The sequence below is a fragment of the Actinomycetospora sp. NBRC 106375 genome, from assembly GCF_030269665.1.
Taxonomy (GTDB): Bacteria; Actinomycetota; Actinomycetes; order Mycobacteriales; family Pseudonocardiaceae; genus Actinomycetospora.
In genome coordinates, this window is sequence record NZ_BSTS01000003.1 from 343592 (window position 1) to 358917 (window position 15326).

Here is a 15326-nt window from a genome sequence, read left to right on the forward strand (position 1 = left end):
GGCGCTCCGGTACACAGGACCCGGCGGCGTCGAGGGAGTCACCGGTGAGCGGGAGCCCGAGCGGGAGCCTGGTGAGCGCGGGACTCGTGCCGGCCGGGCCGGTGAACTTCCTCGACGGCGTGCGCCTGGTCGACCACCACTGCCACAGCGTCGTCGACGGCCCGCTCGACCGGGCGGGCTTCGAGGCGCTGCTCACCGAGGGGGCCGCCCCGGCCGCGGGCACGAGCAGCTTCGACTCCGCGCTCGGGTTCTCGGTGCGCCGCTGGTGCGCGCCCGCGCTCGACCTCCCCGCCCACGCGGCCCCGGACGACTACCTCGCCCGCCGCGCCGAGCTCGGGCCCGACGAGGTGAACCGGCGCTTCCTCGGCGGCGCCGGGGTGGGGGCGCTGCTCGTCGACCACGGCTTCGCCGCCGGCGACCTGCTCGCCCCCGCGGCCCTCGGGACCGCGGCGGGCGCCCCGGTCGGCGACGTGGTGCGCCTCGAGGCGGTGGCCGAGGCGGTCGCGGACGCCGGGGTGGACGCCGCGGGCTACGGCGAGGCGCTGCGCGAGGCCGTCGCCGCCCGCACCGACGGCGCAGCCGACCCGGTGCCCGTGGCCACCAAGAGCGTCCTGGCCTACCGCGCCGGGCTCGACGTCGACCCGACCCGCCCCGAGCCCGCGCAGGTCGAGCAGGCCGCCGGCCGCTGGCTGCGCGACCGCGCGGACACCGGCGCGCCGCTGCGCGACCCCGTCCTGCTGCGCCACGGGCTCTGGGCCGGCCTGGACACCGGCCTGCCGCTGCAGCTGCACACCGGCTTCGGCGACCGCGACGAGGACCTGCACCGCGCCAACCCGGCCCTGCTCATCGACCTCGCCCGGCTCGTCGAGCCGCTCGGCGTGCCGCTGATGCTGCTGCACTGCTACCCCTACCACCGGGAGGCGGCGTGGCTCGCCCAGGTGTTCGCGGTGGTGCACGTCGACGTCGGCCTCGCCGTGCCCCACATCGGTGCGCGGGCCGCCACGGTCGTCGCCGAGCTGCTCGAGCTCGCGCCCTACGGCAAGGTCCTCTACTCCTCGGACGCCTTCGGGCTCCCGGAGCTGCACCTGCTGGGGGCGCTGCGGTTCCGGTCGGCGCTGGGTGGTCTATTGGAGCACCTCTGCGCGACCGACGAGCTCGCGCCCGCCGACGCCGAACGGGTGGCCACCATGATCGGGACCGACAACGCGCGCCGCGTCTACGGGCGGATGCCGGGGTGACCGTGCCCGACACCCCCCACACCACCCCGCACGCCGCCGTCCCGCCCCGCGTCGACCCGGGCCTGCGGGCGGCGCTGGACGCCGAGCTGGACGCCGCGGTCGCGCTGCGCCACGCCCTGCACCGCGAGCCGCGGCTCTCCGGCGACGAGGCCGACAGCCGCGACCTGGTGCTCGAGGCCCTGGCCGACGTCCTGCCCGGCACGCCCGACCCGGTCGCCGACACCGGCGCGATGGTGCGGCTCGGCGCCCGGGCCGACGCCGGCGTCCCCGCCGTCGCCGTCCGCGCCGAGCTCGACGCCCTGCCGGTGGTCGAGCGCACCGGCCTGCCCTTCAGCGCCACCGGCCCCGCCGCCCACGTCTGCGGGCACGACGTGCACGTCGCGGCGCTGGTCGCCGTCCTGCGGGCCCTGGCGCGCGCCGGGGCCGACCGGGTCCCGACGCCGGTGCTCGGGGTGTTCCAGCCGCGCGAGGAGAAGGCGCCGTCGGGTGCCGCCGACGTCGCCGCCGACGCGCGCTTCACCGCGCACGGTGCCGGGGCGATGGTCGGCGTCCACGTCCAGCCCGAGCTGCCGCGCGGCACCGTCTCGGTGCGCGGCGGCCCGGTCAACGCGTCGGCGGACGAGATCGAGATCGAGGTGCACGGGCGCGGGGGCCACGGCGGCTACCCGCACCGCACCCGCGACCCCGTGCTGGCGCTGGCCGAGATCGTCAGCGGCGTGCACCACATCGTGTCCCGCCGCGTCGACCCGATGACCGCCGGCGTCATCACGCTCGGGCAGATGGAGGCCGGGTCGGCGCCGAACGTCGTGCCCGAGACCGCCACGGCGCGGGGCACGGTGCGCGCGCTCGACGCCGACCGCGACGAGCTGCTCGCCGCCGTGCGGGCCGTGGTCGAGAACACGGCCCGGGCGTACGGGTGCGAGGCGACGCTCACCGTCGTGCCCAACGAGCCGGCCGTCGTCAACGACGAGGCGCTGGCCCGCACGGTCGCTCGGGCGCTCGGCAGCCGGCGCGCGGACGACCGGGTGAACGGCAGTGGGACGGCCGGTGACGACGGTCCCGAGGTCACGGGTCTCGTGCTCGACACCACCTTCCGTTCCTGCGGCGCCGACGACTTCAGCCACTACGGTGAGCACCTGCCGTCGTTGATGCTGTTCGTGGGCACGGCCGCGGCCGGGACGACCCCGGGCGAGGGACCGGGCCTGCACCACCCCGAGTTCTCGCCCGACGACGCGATGGTCGGCGAGGTCGCCCGCGCGCTCCTCGCCGCCGTCACCGCGACGGGCGCGGCGCTCGCGCCACCCGCCGTCCCCTCGCACCCCGGAGCCGACGAGCCATCGTGACCGAGACCCAGGCGATCCAGGCCTTCGCCCGCGAGTTCCTCCGCGACCCGCTGCACGTCGCGGCGCTCTTCCCGAGCTTCCCGCCGCTGTGCCGCCAGGCCGCCGCGCCCCTGCCCGAGACCGGTGACCCGGTGGTGCTCGACCTCGGCGCCGGCACCGGCCAGGTCACCGACGTCATCCAGGAACGGCTGCACGGGCGCGGCCGGCACATCGCGGTGGAGTTCAACCCCCGGATGGCCGAGGTCCTCGCCGAGCGCCACCCGAAGGTCGAGGTGATCTGCGACGACGCCCACGCGGTGGTCGACCGCCTGCTCGCCGAGGGCGTGCGCGTCGATCTCGCCGTCTCCGGCCTGCCCTGGCTCGCCACGGCGCCGAAGGACCGCTCGATCTTCGCGCCGCTGGCCCGGCTGGCTGCCCCGGGCGGCGCCGTGACGCAGCTCGCGCACGCCTGGATCCGGTTCTTCCCGACCGCGAAGCAGGTGCAGCGCAACCTCGAGGCGAACTTCGAGGAGGTCGTGGTCAGCCGCACGGTGCTGGCGAACGTGCCGCCGGCAGTGGTCTACCTCGCCCGTCGCCCGCGTCACTGAGACCCACGTCGTCGCACGCTGCGGGGCCGCCGCGGCTCCGTAGACTGGCGGGGCCGTAGCCGTCCACCCGCCGAGCCGAGGTGTCCTGTGACGTTGCTGGACCGTGTCCGCACCCCTGCGGACCTGCGAGGGCTCGACGCGGACGAGGTGTCCGCCCTCGCGACGGAGATCCGCACGTTCCTCGTGGACAAGGTGTGCCGCACCGGCGGCCACCTCGGCCCGAACCTCGGTGTGGTGGAGCTGACCCTCGCCCTGCACCGCGTGTTCGACTCGCCGCGCGACGCCCTGGTCTTCGACACGGGCCACCAGAGCTACGTCCACAAGATCCTCACCGGCCGGTCCGGCGACTTCGACGGGCTGCGCCAGCGCGACGGCCTGTCGGGCTACCCGAGCCGCGCCGAGAGCGAGCACGACCTCGTCGAGAACTCCCACGCCTCCACCGCCCTGTCCTGGGCCGACGGGCTGGCGAAGGCCGACGCGCTCACCGGCCGCGACCGGGCGATCGTCGCGGTCGTCGGCGACGGCGCCCTCACCGGCGGGATGTGCTGGGAGGCGCTGAACAACATCGCGGCCGCCCCCGACCGGCCCGTCGTGATCGTCGTCAACGACAACGGCCGGTCGTACTCCCCGACGATCGGCGGGCTCTCGCGAAAGCTCTCCTCGCTGCGCCTGCTGCCCCGCTACGAGCAGGCCCTCGAGCACGGCAAGCGCGCCGTGCAGGGGCTGCCGCTGGTCGGGTCGACGCTCTACTCGGCCCTGCACGCCGCGAAGGCCGGGGTGAAGGACGCGCTGAGCCCCCAGCCGCTATTCGCCGACCTCGGCCTGAAGTACCTCGGGCCGGTCGACGGGCACGACGTCGAGGCCCTCGAGCACGCGCTGCAGAGCGCCCGCGACTTCGGCGGCCCGGTCGTCGTGCACGCCGTCACCGCGAAGGGCCGCGGCTTCGCGCCGGCCGAGGCCGACGAGGCCGACCTCATGCACTCGCCCGGGCCGCTCGACCCGGAGACCGGGCGGCCGGTCGGGCCGAAGCCGCGGGACTGGACCACCGTGTTCACCGAGTCGATGCTCGAGCTGGGCCGGGAGCGCTCCGACGTCGTCGCGATCACCGCGGCGATGGGGGGCCCGACGGGGCTCGCGAAGTTCGGCGAGTCCTACCCCGAGCGCCTCTTCGACGTCGGCATCGCCGAGCAGCACGCGATGACCTCCGCCGCCGGGCTCGCCGCCGGCGGCCTGCACCCCGTCGTCGCCCTGTACTCGACGTTCCTCAACCGGGCGTTCGACCAGATGCTCATGGACGTCGCGCTGCACCGCGCGCCCGTGACGATCGCCCTCGACCGCGCCGGGGTCACCGGCAGCGACGGCGCCAGCCACAACGGCATGTGGGACCTGTCGATCCTCGGGATCGTCCCCGGCCTGCGCGTGGCCGCGCCCCGCGACGCGGTCACGCTGCGGGAGGAGCTCCGCGAGGCCGTCGCCATCGGCGACGGTCCGACCGCCCTGCGCTGGTCCAAGGGCGCGGTCCCGGCCTCGGTGCCCGCGCTGCGCACGCTCGGGGCCGCCGAGGGCCCCGGCCGGGTCGACGTCCTCGCCGAGCCGTCGCGCCCGTCGCGGGTCGCCCCGCGCCCCACGGCCGTCGACCGTCTGCCCGACAGCGCGCTGCCCGAGGTGCCCGACGTGCTGCTCGTGGCGATCGGCGCGTTCGGCGAGCTCGGGGTGCAGGCCGCGGAGCGTCTGACGGCCCAGGGCATCGGCGTCACCGTCGTCGACCCGCGCTGGGTGCAGCCGGTGCCGCGGGCGCTGGCCGACCTCGCCGCCGAGCACCGTCTCGTGGTCACCGTCGAGGACGGCGGGCGCCACGGCGGCGTCGGGTCGGCGCTGGCCGAGGCGCTCTCGGCCGAGGGGATCGACGTCCCGGTGCACCGGCTCGGGCTCGACCAGGCGTTCCTCGCCCACGCCTCGCGCGGGCAGGTGCTCGCCGCCGCGGGCCTCACCGACGCCGACGTCGCCCGCCGGGTCACCGAGTGGGTGTCGCGCCGGGACGCGCTCACCGTCCCGGACGCGGATCTCGCACGCTGAGCTGGGATTCTTCTCAGCGCCTGCTCAGGTGACCTGTGGCACCGTGGAGGACGTGCGAGTACTGATCGTGGAGGACGAGCAGGCCCTGGCGGACGCGCTGGCCCGGGGCCTGCGCCGCGAGGGGATGGCGGTCGACGTCGCATACGACGGCGACGAGGGCAGCGAGAAGGTCGGCATCACCCGCTACGACGTGGTGGTCCTCGACCGCGACCTGCCGGGGATGTCCGGCGACGACCTGTGCGCCGAGATCGTCGGTGGCGTCACGCGCGTCATCATGCTCACCGCCAGCGGCGCGCTGCGCGACAAGATCGAGGGCCTGGCGCTGGGCGCGGACGACTACCTGCCCAAGCCGTTCGACTTCCCGGAGCTCGTCGCCCGCGTGCGCGCCCTCGGCCGTCGCGCCACCCCGGCCGTGCCGCCGGTGCTGCGCGCCGCCGACGTCGTGCTCGACCCGTCGAAGCGCACGGTGACGCGCCACGGCGCCCCCCTCGAGCTCACGCGCAAGGAGTTCGGCGTGCTCGAGGTCCTGCTCTCGGCGAGCGGCGCGGTCGTCAGCTCCGAGGAGCTGCTCGAGCGGGTGTGGGACGAGAACGCCGACCCGTTCACCACCACGGTGCGGGTCACCGTGATGACCCTGCGCAAGAAGCTCGGCGACCCCGGGATCATCGACACCGTCGTCGGCTCCGGCTACCGCGTCCCGGTGCACGCCCCCGCCACGGTCTGAGGTCCCGGCCCGACCGTTCGCGGGGGCCAGACGCGGCGGGTCGTACTGTCCGGACGTGGCAGCCACCCGGGTCGACGCGCCCGCCGAGCTCGAGCGCTCGTCCCACGAGCGCCGGGGCCCCGGGCTGCGCGTCCGCCTGACGCTGCTCGCCACCGGTCTCGTCGCCGTGGTCGCCGTGCTGCTGGTGTGGCTGGGCTGGATGCTGGTCGGCGAGGTCGTCGCCGCCGTGCCTCAGCTGCCGCCCGGGACGCCGGTGCTGGTCGAGGGCGTCCGGGTTCCCGCCGGGGAGCTGGCGGACGCGCTGGGGAAGTCGGCGCGCACCGAGGTGCTGCGCGTCGGGTCGATCGCGTTCGCGATGGTCGTGCTCGCCGCGGGGCTCGTGTCCTGGGTCCTGGTGCGGCGGGTGCTGCGCCCGCTGCACGACGTCACCGCGACGGCCCGGCGCCTGTCCGCCGAGTCGCTCGACGCGCGGATCGGTGTCTCCGGGCCCCGGGACGAGGTCGCCGAGCTCGCCGCGACCTTCGACGCCATGCTCGACCGCCTGCAGGCCGCGTTCGACGCGCAGCGCCGGTTCGTCGCGAACGCGAGCCACGAGCTGCGCACGCCGCTGGCCGTGCTGCGCACCGAGGTCGACGTGACGCTCGCCGACCCGGACGCCGACGCCGCCGAGCTCCGGCGCATGGGCGAGGTGATCCGCGACGCGACCCGCCGCGCGGAGCACCTCGTGGCGGGCCTGCTGCTGCTCGCGCGCACCGAGGCCGCCGACACGGTGCCGTCCGAGCCGGTCGACCTCGCCGAGACCGTGCCCGCCGCCCTCGACGCCCTGCGGGCCGAGGCCCGGGACCGCGCCCTGCGGGTGCGGACGGACCTCGCCCCGGCCGCCGTCACCGGCGACAGCGCGCTGCTGGGGCGGGTGGCCGGCAACCTCGTCGAGAACGCGGTGCGCCACAACGTCGAGGGCGGCTGGCTCACGGTGCGCACCGGCGCCGAGGACGGGCACGCGGTCCTGGCCGTGTCCTCGTCCGGGCCGGTCGTCTCGCCGGCGATGGTGACCGAGCTCTTCGAGCCCTTCCGCCGCGGCGCCGGGCGCACCGGCAGCGGCACCGGACTCGGGCTGTCGATCGTGCGGGCGGTCGCCCGCGCGCACGGCGGGCGGGTCGTCGCCGAGCCGGTCGAGGGCGGCGGCCTCGCGGTGACGGTGGAGCTGCCGCTGCGCGCGGAGGCTCAGGCGCCGTCGGATTCTTGAGCGGAGTCCTCGGCGGCGGGCGGCTCGGCCCGCAGCGCCTCGGCCAGCAGGGGCGCAGCGAGCTCCGCCTGCCAGGGGCGCGCGCCGAGCGCGCGCAGCGCTGCGCCGACGGCGTCCGCGTCGGCCTCGGGCGGTGACCAGCACAGCCTCCGCACGAGGTCGGGCGTCACGAGGTTCTCCACCGGGGTGCCGACGCGCTCGGAGAGCCCGGCGAGCGCCGCGCGGGCGGCGGCGAGGCGGGCGGCCGCGGCCGGGTCCTTGTCGCCCCAGCGGTGCGCGGGCGGCGGGCCGTCGGGCGCCGCCGCACTCGCGGGCAGCTCGGTGCGGGGCAGGGCGCGCGCCTGCTGGATCGCCGACCACCAGCGCTCGGCGAGGCGGCGCTGCGCGCGGCCGCGGAAGACGGGCATGCCCGTGAGGTCGTCGCGGGTCGCGGGCTCGCGCACGGCGGCGTCGACGATCGCGGCGTCGGGCAGCAGGCGCCCGGGCGCGACGTCGCGGGCCGCGGCGAGCTCGTCACGGGAGCGGTACAGGGAGCGCACGACGGCGAGCTGGGCGGGCCGGCGCACCTTGTGCAGGCCGCTGGTGCGACGCCACGGCTCGGCGCGCGGGGGCGGCGGCGGCGCGAGGCGGACGGCCTCGAACTCCTGCTCGGCCCACGCCGTCTTGCCCTGGCGCTCGAGGTCGGCGGCGACGGCGTCGCGCAGGTCGACGAGGAGCTCCACGTCGAGGGCGGCGTAGGTGAGCCAGTCGTCGGGCAGGGGGCGGCGTGACCAGTCGGCCGCGCCGTGGCCCTTCTGCAACCGCACGCCCAGGAGGTGCTCGGTGAGCGGGCCGAGGCCGACGCGCGGATAGCCGACGAGGCGGCCGGCCAGCTCGGTGTCGAAGAGCCTGTCGGGGCGCATGCCGACCTCGTCCAGGCACGCGAGGTCCTGCGAGGCGGCGTGCAGCACCCACTCGACGCCGCGCAGGGCGTCGCCGAGCGCGGTGAGGTCGCCGCCGCACGCGATGGGGTCGACGAGCAGGGTGCCGGTGCCCTCGCGCCGCAGCTGCACCAGGTAGGCGCGCGCCGAGTAGCGGTAGCCCGAGGCCCGCTCGGCGTCGACGGCGACCGGACCGGTGCCCGACGCCAGACGAGCGGCGGCGTCCGCCAGCGCGGTCGCGTCCGCGACGAGTGGCGGTACGCCGTCGGCCGGTTCGAGCAGGTCGACGACGTCCGGGTCGGGTGCCTCCGCCTGCCCGTCCGGTGCGGAATCCGTGTCGGTCGTCACGGAGGAGGAAGTCTGCCCCTCCGCGCCGTCATCCGCCGGAGATCCGGAGCAAGTCGCGGGCGTGTCGGGCCCGGATCTCCCGCGGACGGTCCGGCCACGGACCCCGCCGGCGCCCCCGGCGGGGTCCGTGGACCGCGAGACCTGGGCCGGCCGCCCTGCTTCGGCGGCCGACCCGCGTGCCCTCGCGCTCAGCGGATGACGCCGGCCCGCATGGCCAGCGCGACCATCTGCGCACGGTCACCCGTGCCGAGCTTGCGCCCGATCCGGGAGAGGTGGCTCTTGACCGTCAGCGCCGAGAGGCTCAGCGCGTCGCCGATCTCCTTGTTGGAGCGCCCGTCGGCGACCAGCTGCAGCACCTCGACCTCACGGGCCGAGAGCTCCCGCGGGGTGTTGTCCGTCGCCGGCACGCGGGTGCCCGCCGCGAGCAGCGGAGCGACCGACGGGTCGGCGTACAGGCCACCCTCCAGGACCCGCCGCACGCCGTCGGTGACGACGCCGGGCGAGGCCGACTTGAGGAGGTACGCCTGGGCGCCGGCCTGGAAGGCCGCCCGGACCGCGGACGGGTCGTCCGAGGCCGCCAGCACCACGACACGGTTCCAGCCCTGCGCACGGAGCTCGGCGATCAGGTCCAGGCCGCTGCCGTCGGGCAGCCCCAGGTCCAGGATCGCGAGATCGCACGGCCCGCTGGCCAGCGCCCGGGTGCGGGCCTCGGAGATCGAGGCCGCCTCGTGGACGGTGCCCGCGCCCATCGAGGAGAGCCGCTGGGCGATCGCCTCGCGCAGCAGCGGGTGGTCGTCGACCACCAGGACAGTGAACATCTCTTCCCGCGGATGCGGGACCATGGCCGGCGGCAGCAAGCCGCTCGCGACGCCGCGAAGGGCCATGCCTGGGCCCACGGTTGCCACGTCGAGTACCTCCTAGAAGTCGGTCTTGCCCCCCGACATTCCGCACCGGGCCCTCGAACCATCGACCGCGCCGCCGATCGGACGAGGAAGTGCGTGCGAGAGAAGATATCCCCCCGGGCGAGTTAACGAGAGCATCAGGGCCAACTTCGCTCGGTGGAGTTTCGCGTGTTACGCGGCCGCGGTCACACGTTGGAGTGGACAGACTCCACGAAATCGTCTCTATGTGACACTGCGTGTAGTCGCTGCTACGGAGAGTGCTCGGTGGCGCCGACCGACGCATCCGGGCTGCAACCAACGACGCAGTGCCTGCGCGTGACCGACGCAGCACTCACGGGCTGATCGGACGGCAGCCTGTGCATCCCTGGATGGTGCAGGATGACCTGCAGATGCACGTACAGAATTGCGGAAGCGATACCGCCAGTACCGGGAGAATGTCAGCCGGAACGCCCGGCGCGACGGGCACCGAGCGTCGTCACGCCCTCGGGCGGAAGTCCCGCGGCGATCGCGAGAACGCCCGCGAACGCCTCGCCGTGCGTTGTGAGGATCTCCTCGGTGGGCGTCCACGACGCGCGCAGCTCGAGATCGGTCGCGTGGGTCGGCCCGCTGATGTCGCCGAAGCGCACCGACGACGTCTGCGTGACGGTGCCGCCCAGCGCCGTCCAGCTCGCGCCCGAGTCCTCGAGCGCCCCGGTGAGCCAGGACCAGGCGACCTCGGGCAGCATCGGGTCCCCGGCGTGCTCCGGGTCGAGCTCGGCCCGCACGAAGGTCACCACCCGCAGGGTGCCGTCCCAGGCGTCCTGGCCCTCGGGGTCGTGCAGCAGCACCAGGCGGCCCGTGACCACGACGTCGGCGTCGTCCACCTCGCCCGCGCCCGGCGCCGGCGGGGTCGCGAGCACCTCGGCACTCCAGGCGGCCGAGTACGGGGCCAGCCGCTGGGGCGGGCGCATCGTGCGCAGCTCGATCTCCGGGCGCGTCCGGAGGTCGTCGAGGGACTCGACCGCGCGCCGGAACGCCTCGGGGTGGGTGGTGGGCGCCGTCACCTCGATGACAGTAGGCCGAACGGGTTCTGATCTGTACCTCCCACGCCGGGCCGCCCCAGGCGTCCCACCGGTGACCGTTCGTCCCGCCCGTCACCGGTACCGGCATCCGGAGCACGCGCACGGTGCTCCCGGGGGGTCGTGGGAGGATGGCGGGACCATGAGCGGGGCAGGGGTCGTGAGCACGGGCAGCACGGACGGCATGGGCAGCACGGCGCGGCGGCACCTGCCCGACGCCCCGTTCCTCGCCGCGGCGCGGCGCGAGCGGCCGTCGCGCCGGCCGGTGTGGTTCATGCGCCAGGCCGGGCGCTCGCTGCCCGAGTACCGGGAGGTCCGGCAGGGCACCGGGATGCTCGAGGCCTGCCTGACCCCCGACCTCGCCTGCGAGATCACCCTGCAGCCGGTGCGCCGCTACGGGGTGGACGCCGCGATCCTGTTCTCCGACATCGTCGTGCCCCTCAAGGCCGCGGGTGTCGGCGTCGACATCGTCGCCGGCACCGGCCCGGTCGTCGAGCACCCCGTGCGCACCGCCGCCGACGTCGCGGCGCTGCCGCGGCTCGAGCCCGACGGCGCCGCCCCGGTCGCCGAGGCCGTGCGGCTGCTGATCGGCGAGCTGGGGGAGACGCCGCTGATCGGCTTCGCGGGCGCGCCCTTCACGCTCGCGTCCTACCTCGTCGAGGGCGGGCCGAGCCGCAACCACGAGCGCACCAAGGCGCTGATGCACGCCGAGCCGGACACCTGGCACGCGCTGTGCTCCGCGCTGGCGGACATGACGCTCGGGTTCCTGCGGGCGCAGATCGCCGCGGGGGTCGACGCGGTGCAGCTGTTCGACTCCTGGGCGGGCGCGCTGTCCGAGCGCGACTACCGCGAGCTGGTCATGCCGCACTCGGCCCGGGTGCTGCGCGGGCTGGCCGACGCCGGGGTGCCCCGCATCCACTTCGGGGTGGGCACCGGCGAGCTGCTCGGTGCGATGGGCGAGGCCGGCGCCGACGTCGTCGGCGTCGACTGGCGCGTCCCGCTCGACGTGGCCGCCGCCCGCGTCGGGCCGGGCCGGGCGCTGCAGGGCAACCTCGACCCGGCGCTGCTCTTCGCGGGCCACGACGTCGTCGAGCGCGAGGTCCGCCGGATCCTCGCCGAGGGCTCCGCGGCGGAGGGCCACGTGTTCAACCTGGGCCACGGCGTCCTGCCCGAGACGGACCCGGACGTCCTCGCCCGGGTGGTCGACGTCGTCCACGCCGTCCCGTGACCCGCGTCCTCGTCGCCGGCGGCGGGGTCACCGGTCTCGCCGCCGCACACCGCCTGCGCACGCTGCTCGGGCCCGACGCCGAGATCGTGGTGGCCGAGGCGGCCCGCACGCTCGGCGGCAAGCTCTCCGCGCTCGAGGTCGGCGGGCGCCGCGTCGACGTCGGCGCCGAGGCCTTCCTCGCCCGCCGGCCCGAGGCGGCGGCGCGCGTCGCCGAACTCGGGCTCGGCGACCAGCTGGTGCACCCGGGATCGGCCGCCTCCGCGCTGCGCGTCGGCGGGCGCACGGTGGGCCTGCCGCCGCGCACGGTGATGGGCGTGCCCGGCGACCCCGACGTCGTCGGCGACGCGCTCTCCCCGGCCGGGGTCGCGGCCCTGCGCGCCGACCGCCCGGGGCCCTGGGAGCCCGGCGGCGACGTCGCGGTGGGCGCGCTGGTGCGCGAGCGTCTGGGCGACGAGGTGGCCGACCGCCTCGTCGACCCGCTGCTCGGCGGGGTCTACGCCGGCCACGCCGACGGGCTCTCGGTGCGCGCGACCGTGCCGGCGCTCGCGACCGCCCTCGACGCCGACCCGCGCTCGCTGCTGGCCGCCGCCCGCGCCTGCCTCCCGGCGCCCCCGGTCGAGGGCGCGCCGCCGGTGCCGGTGTTCGGGACCCTGCGCGGGGGCCTCGCCGACCTGCCCGCCACGCTCGCGCTCGCCGCCCGCGCCGAGATCCGCCTCGGGCGCACCGTGACCGCCGTGCGCCGCACCGCCGAGGGGTGGCGCGTGGAGCTCGCGGCGGAGTCGGGGGAGACGGCCGCGCTCGACGTCGACGCCGTCGTGCTGGCCGTGCCGCCCCCCGCCGTGCGGCGCCTGCTCGCCGACCAGGCCCCCGGCGCGGCGCGCGCGGCCGGGGAGATCGAGCTCGCGTCGTCGGCGCTGGTCGTGCTCGCCCTGCCGGCAGCGGCCGCCGCGCCGCTGGCCGGGCGCTCGGGGGTGCTCATCGGGGCGGGGGAGCGGCGTCCCGACGGCTTGCCCTGGACGATCAAGGCGGCCACGTTCAGCGCGGAGAAGTGGCCGCACCTCGCGCCCGACACCGACGACCCCGAGGACACCGCGGTCCTGCGCCTGTCGATCGGGAAGTACGGCGACGCCGCCTCGCTCGACGCCCTGCGCCGCGACGACCCCGACCTCGTCAGCGCCGCGCGCGACGACCTCGCCGCCCTCACCGGGGTCGACGCGGTCCCGGTCGAGTCCGCCGTCGTGCGCTGGCCCGGCGGGCTGCCGCAGTACGGGGTGGGCCACCTCGACCGTGTCGCGGCCATCGAGGACGGCGTCGCCGCCCTGCCCGGGCTGGCCGTCGCCGGGGCGGCCCTGCACGGCGTCGGCGTCCCGGCCTGCCTCGCCACGGCCGACGCCGCGGCCGAGCGCGTCGCCGCCCACCTGGCGGCTGTGGCCCGCGCCTGACGACCGGTCCAGACTCCCGGGTATGGACGATCTCGCCGGGGCGCTCGGGGCCCGGGACGACGAGGAGCGGACGACGGTCATCGTCGAGACGCTCGCCGACGCGTTCGCCGACCTCATGGCGGCCTCGCCGGCGGGCTTCCGCACGAAGTTCCGCAAGATGGCGGCCGACGCGTTCGCGTTCTACCGGGGCAGCGCGTGCCTGTTCTACGCCGACCTCGCCGACCGCGACGACCCGTGGGTCGACGAGCGCACCCGGCGGGTGTGGATCCAGGGCGACCTGCACGCCGAGAACTTCGGCACCTACCTCGACGGCGACGGCGTGCTCGTGTTCGACGTCAACGACTTCGACGAGGCCTACCTCGGGCCCTGGACCTGGGACCTGCGCAGGCTCGTCGCGAGCGTGGCCCTGCTCGGCTGGTCCAAGGCGTTCTCCGACGCCGACATCGACGCGCTGAACGCCGCCTACCTTCGCGCGTACCTCGCCGCCGTGCGCTCGTTCGCCGGCGGCTCCGCCGAGCGCGAGTTCGCCCTGACCAGGCACAACACCGACGGGCCGATCCGCGCGGCGTTGCAGCGCTCGCGGGAGCGCAGCCGGCGCGCCCTGCTCGACGACCTCACCGAGATCGAGGGGGAGGACCGGGTGTTCCGGCTGGGCCCCGGCGTCCGGCGCCTCGACGACGCCGAGCGCGCCGAGGTCGTCGCCGCCTACGAGGCCTACCTCGACACGATCCCTCCGGCGAAGCGCTGGCCCGCGCAGGCCTACACCGTCCACGACGTCGTCGGGCGCAGCGGCTTCGGCATCGGCAGCGCCGGGCTGCCCGCCTACAACGTGCTGATCGAGGGCCCGACCGAGGCGCTCGACAACGACATCGTCCTGTCGATGAAGCAGGCCGTGCGCGCCGCGCCGAGCCGCGCGGTGGACGACCCGGAGATCGCGTCGTCGTTCCGTCACCACGGTCACCGCACCGCGCTGTCCCGGCGGGCGCTGCAGGCCCACGCGGACCGGCTGCTCGGCTGGACCGTGCTCGGCGGCACCGGGTACGTCGTCAGCGAGCTCTCGCCGTACGAGAACGACCTCGACTGGGACGACCTCACCGAGCCCCGCGAGCTGCGCGACGTGCTCGTGCAGCTGGGTCGCGCCACCGCCCGGGCCCACTGCGTCAGCGACGCCGACTCCGAGCAGGCGCTGGTGGCCGGACAGGTCGAGGACGCGGTCCTCGCCGTCGTGGGGGACCGGGAGGACGCGTTCGTCGCCGACCTCGTCGCGTTCGGCCGCGACTACGCCGGGGTGGTCCGCGACGACCACCGCCGCTTCGTCGAGGCGTTCCGCGCCGACCGCGTGCCCGGGGTGTCGAGCGCCGAGGAGTCGCTGTGATCGGCGGGCCACGTGCGCCCGACGACGCCGTCGATCGGTCGAGCTCCGCTGCGCTCCGTCTCCCGGGTGGCACCATGGGGCCGTGGCCCGGCTGAACTACGACGAGCTCAACTCGACCCTGCGCTACGCGATGTGGTCGGTGTTCCGCACCGACCCGGCGCGGCTGCCCGAGGACCGCGCGGCGCTCGGCGACGAGGTCGCCGGGGTGCTCGAGCAGGCCGAGGGCAAGGGCGTCGTGACGCGGGGGATGTACGACCTCGCGGGCATGCGGGCGGACGCCGACTGGATGGTCTGGACCCACGCCCCGGACATCGAGGCCCTGCAGGCCACCTATACCGCGCTGCGCCGCACCGGTCTCGGCCGCGCCTCGACCCCGGTCTGGTCGGGCACGGCGCTGCACCGGCCCGCGGAGTTCAACAAGAGCCACGTCCCGGCGTTCATCGCGGGCGAGGAGCCGAAGGGCTACCTCTGCCTCTACCCGTTCGTCCGGTCGCTGGACTGGTACCTGCTGCCCGACCAGGAGCGGCGCACCATGCTGGCCGACCACGGCAAGGCCGCCCGCGGCTACGCCGACGTCCGCGCCAACACCGTGCCGGCGTTCGCCCTGGGCGACTACGAGTGGATCCTCGCCTTCGAGGCCGACGAGCTCGATCGCATCGTCGACCTCATGCGCGACCTGCGCGCGACCGAGGCCCGGCGCCACGTCCGGGAGGAGGTCCCGTTCTTCACGGGGCCGCGTGTCACCCCGGGCCAGCTGGTCACGGCACTTCCCTGAGCGCGCTCCCCTGATCGGGTGCCGTCCGCCGTACCGGACGAGCCGTACATCGATCAAGTTGCCC

General features: G+C 76.1%; 13 protein-coding genes. 10 read left to right on the forward strand and 3 right to left on the reverse strand.

From position 1 onward, the window contains the following. Window positions 1-44 precede the first annotated feature (44 nt). The 6 genes from QSK03_RS07430 to QSK03_RS07455 all read left to right on the forward strand — a co-directional run bounded on the left by QSK03_RS07430 (window position 45) and on the right by QSK03_RS07455 (window position 7214). Window positions 45-1238 (forward strand): amidohydrolase family protein, encoded by a 1194-nt coding sequence (locus tag QSK03_RS07430; protein ID WP_285649910.1) that lies wholly within the window; start codon window positions 45-47, stop codon window positions 1236-1238. Then, window positions 1235-2581, forward strand: a complete 1347-nt coding sequence (locus QSK03_RS07435; protein ID WP_285649912.1) for a M20 metallopeptidase family protein — start codon at window positions 1235-1237, stop codon at window positions 2579-2581. The genes QSK03_RS07430 and QSK03_RS07435 overlap by 4 nt, the downstream gene beginning before the upstream one ends. Then, entirely contained in the window at window positions 2578-3168 is a 591-nt protein-coding gene (locus QSK03_RS07440; protein WP_285649913.1) for a class I SAM-dependent methyltransferase, read from the forward strand. The genes QSK03_RS07435 and QSK03_RS07440 overlap by 4 nt, the downstream gene beginning before the upstream one ends. An 87-nt stretch (window positions 3169-3255) precedes the next feature. Beyond that, the gene (gene dxs / locus QSK03_RS07445; RefSeq protein ID WP_285649915.1) at window positions 3256-5244 is read left to right on the forward strand and encodes a 1-deoxy-D-xylulose-5-phosphate synthase; all 1989 of its coding nucleotides are present in this window, start codon (window positions 3256-3258) and stop codon (window positions 5242-5244) included. A gap of 52 nt (window positions 5245-5296) precedes the next feature. Further along, window positions 5297-5968 carry a response regulator transcription factor gene (locus QSK03_RS07450; RefSeq protein WP_285649917.1) on the forward strand — a complete coding sequence of 224 codons (672 nt, stop codon included), beginning with the start codon at window positions 5297-5299 and terminating at the stop codon, window positions 5966-5968. 124 nt (window positions 5969-6092) lie between these two features. After that, on the forward strand, window positions 6093-7214 hold the full coding sequence (locus tag QSK03_RS07455; protein WP_285650090.1) for a sensor histidine kinase: 1122 nt from the start codon (window positions 6093-6095) through the stop codon (window positions 7212-7214). Here QSK03_RS07455 and QSK03_RS07460 read toward each other — a convergent pair. The 3 genes from QSK03_RS07460 to QSK03_RS07470 form a co-directional block, all read right to left on the reverse strand. Continuing rightward, a complete protein-coding gene (locus QSK03_RS07460) occupies window positions 7193-8482 on the reverse strand; it encodes an HRDC domain-containing protein (protein WP_285649919.1) in 1290 nt (429 codons plus the stop codon). The two genes, QSK03_RS07455 and QSK03_RS07460, sit on opposite strands and share 22 nt — an antisense overlap. A 188-nt stretch (window positions 8483-8670) precedes the next feature. Beyond that, window positions 8671-9387 carry a response regulator gene (locus QSK03_RS07465; protein WP_425550260.1) on the reverse strand — a complete coding sequence of 239 codons (717 nt, stop codon included), beginning with the start codon at window positions 9385-9387 and terminating at the stop codon, window positions 8671-8673. A 434-nt stretch (window positions 9388-9821) separates the two neighbouring features. Beyond that, window positions 9822-10427 (reverse strand): DUF3000 domain-containing protein, encoded by a 606-nt coding sequence (locus QSK03_RS07470; protein WP_285649921.1) that lies wholly within the window; start codon window positions 10425-10427, stop codon window positions 9822-9824. Between the two features lie 199 nt (window positions 10428-10626). On the opposite strand from QSK03_RS07470, the gene hemE reads away from it, so the two are divergent. The 4 genes from hemE (at window position 10627) to hemQ (ending at window position 15262) form a co-directional block, all read left to right on the forward strand. Next, window positions 10627-11670 carry a uroporphyrinogen decarboxylase gene (hemE, locus tag QSK03_RS07475; protein ID WP_285650095.1) on the forward strand — a complete coding sequence of 348 codons (1044 nt, stop codon included), beginning with the start codon at window positions 10627-10629 and terminating at the stop codon, window positions 11668-11670. Then, entirely contained in the window at window positions 11667-13112 is a 1446-nt protein-coding gene (gene hemG, locus QSK03_RS07480) for a protoporphyrinogen oxidase (RefSeq protein WP_285649923.1), read from the forward strand. The genes hemE and hemG overlap by 4 nt, the downstream gene beginning before the upstream one ends. A 22-nt stretch (window positions 13113-13134) precedes the next feature. Beyond that, window positions 13135-14487 carry a DUF2252 domain-containing protein gene (locus QSK03_RS07485; RefSeq protein WP_285649925.1) on the forward strand — a complete coding sequence of 451 codons (1353 nt, stop codon included), beginning with the start codon at window positions 13135-13137 and terminating at the stop codon, window positions 14485-14487. 82 nt (window positions 14488-14569) lie between these two features. Further along, window positions 14570-15262, forward strand: a complete 693-nt coding sequence (hemQ, locus tag QSK03_RS07490) for a hydrogen peroxide-dependent heme synthase (RefSeq protein WP_285649927.1) — start codon at window positions 14570-14572, stop codon at window positions 15260-15262. Window positions 15263-15326 lie beyond the last annotated feature (64 nt).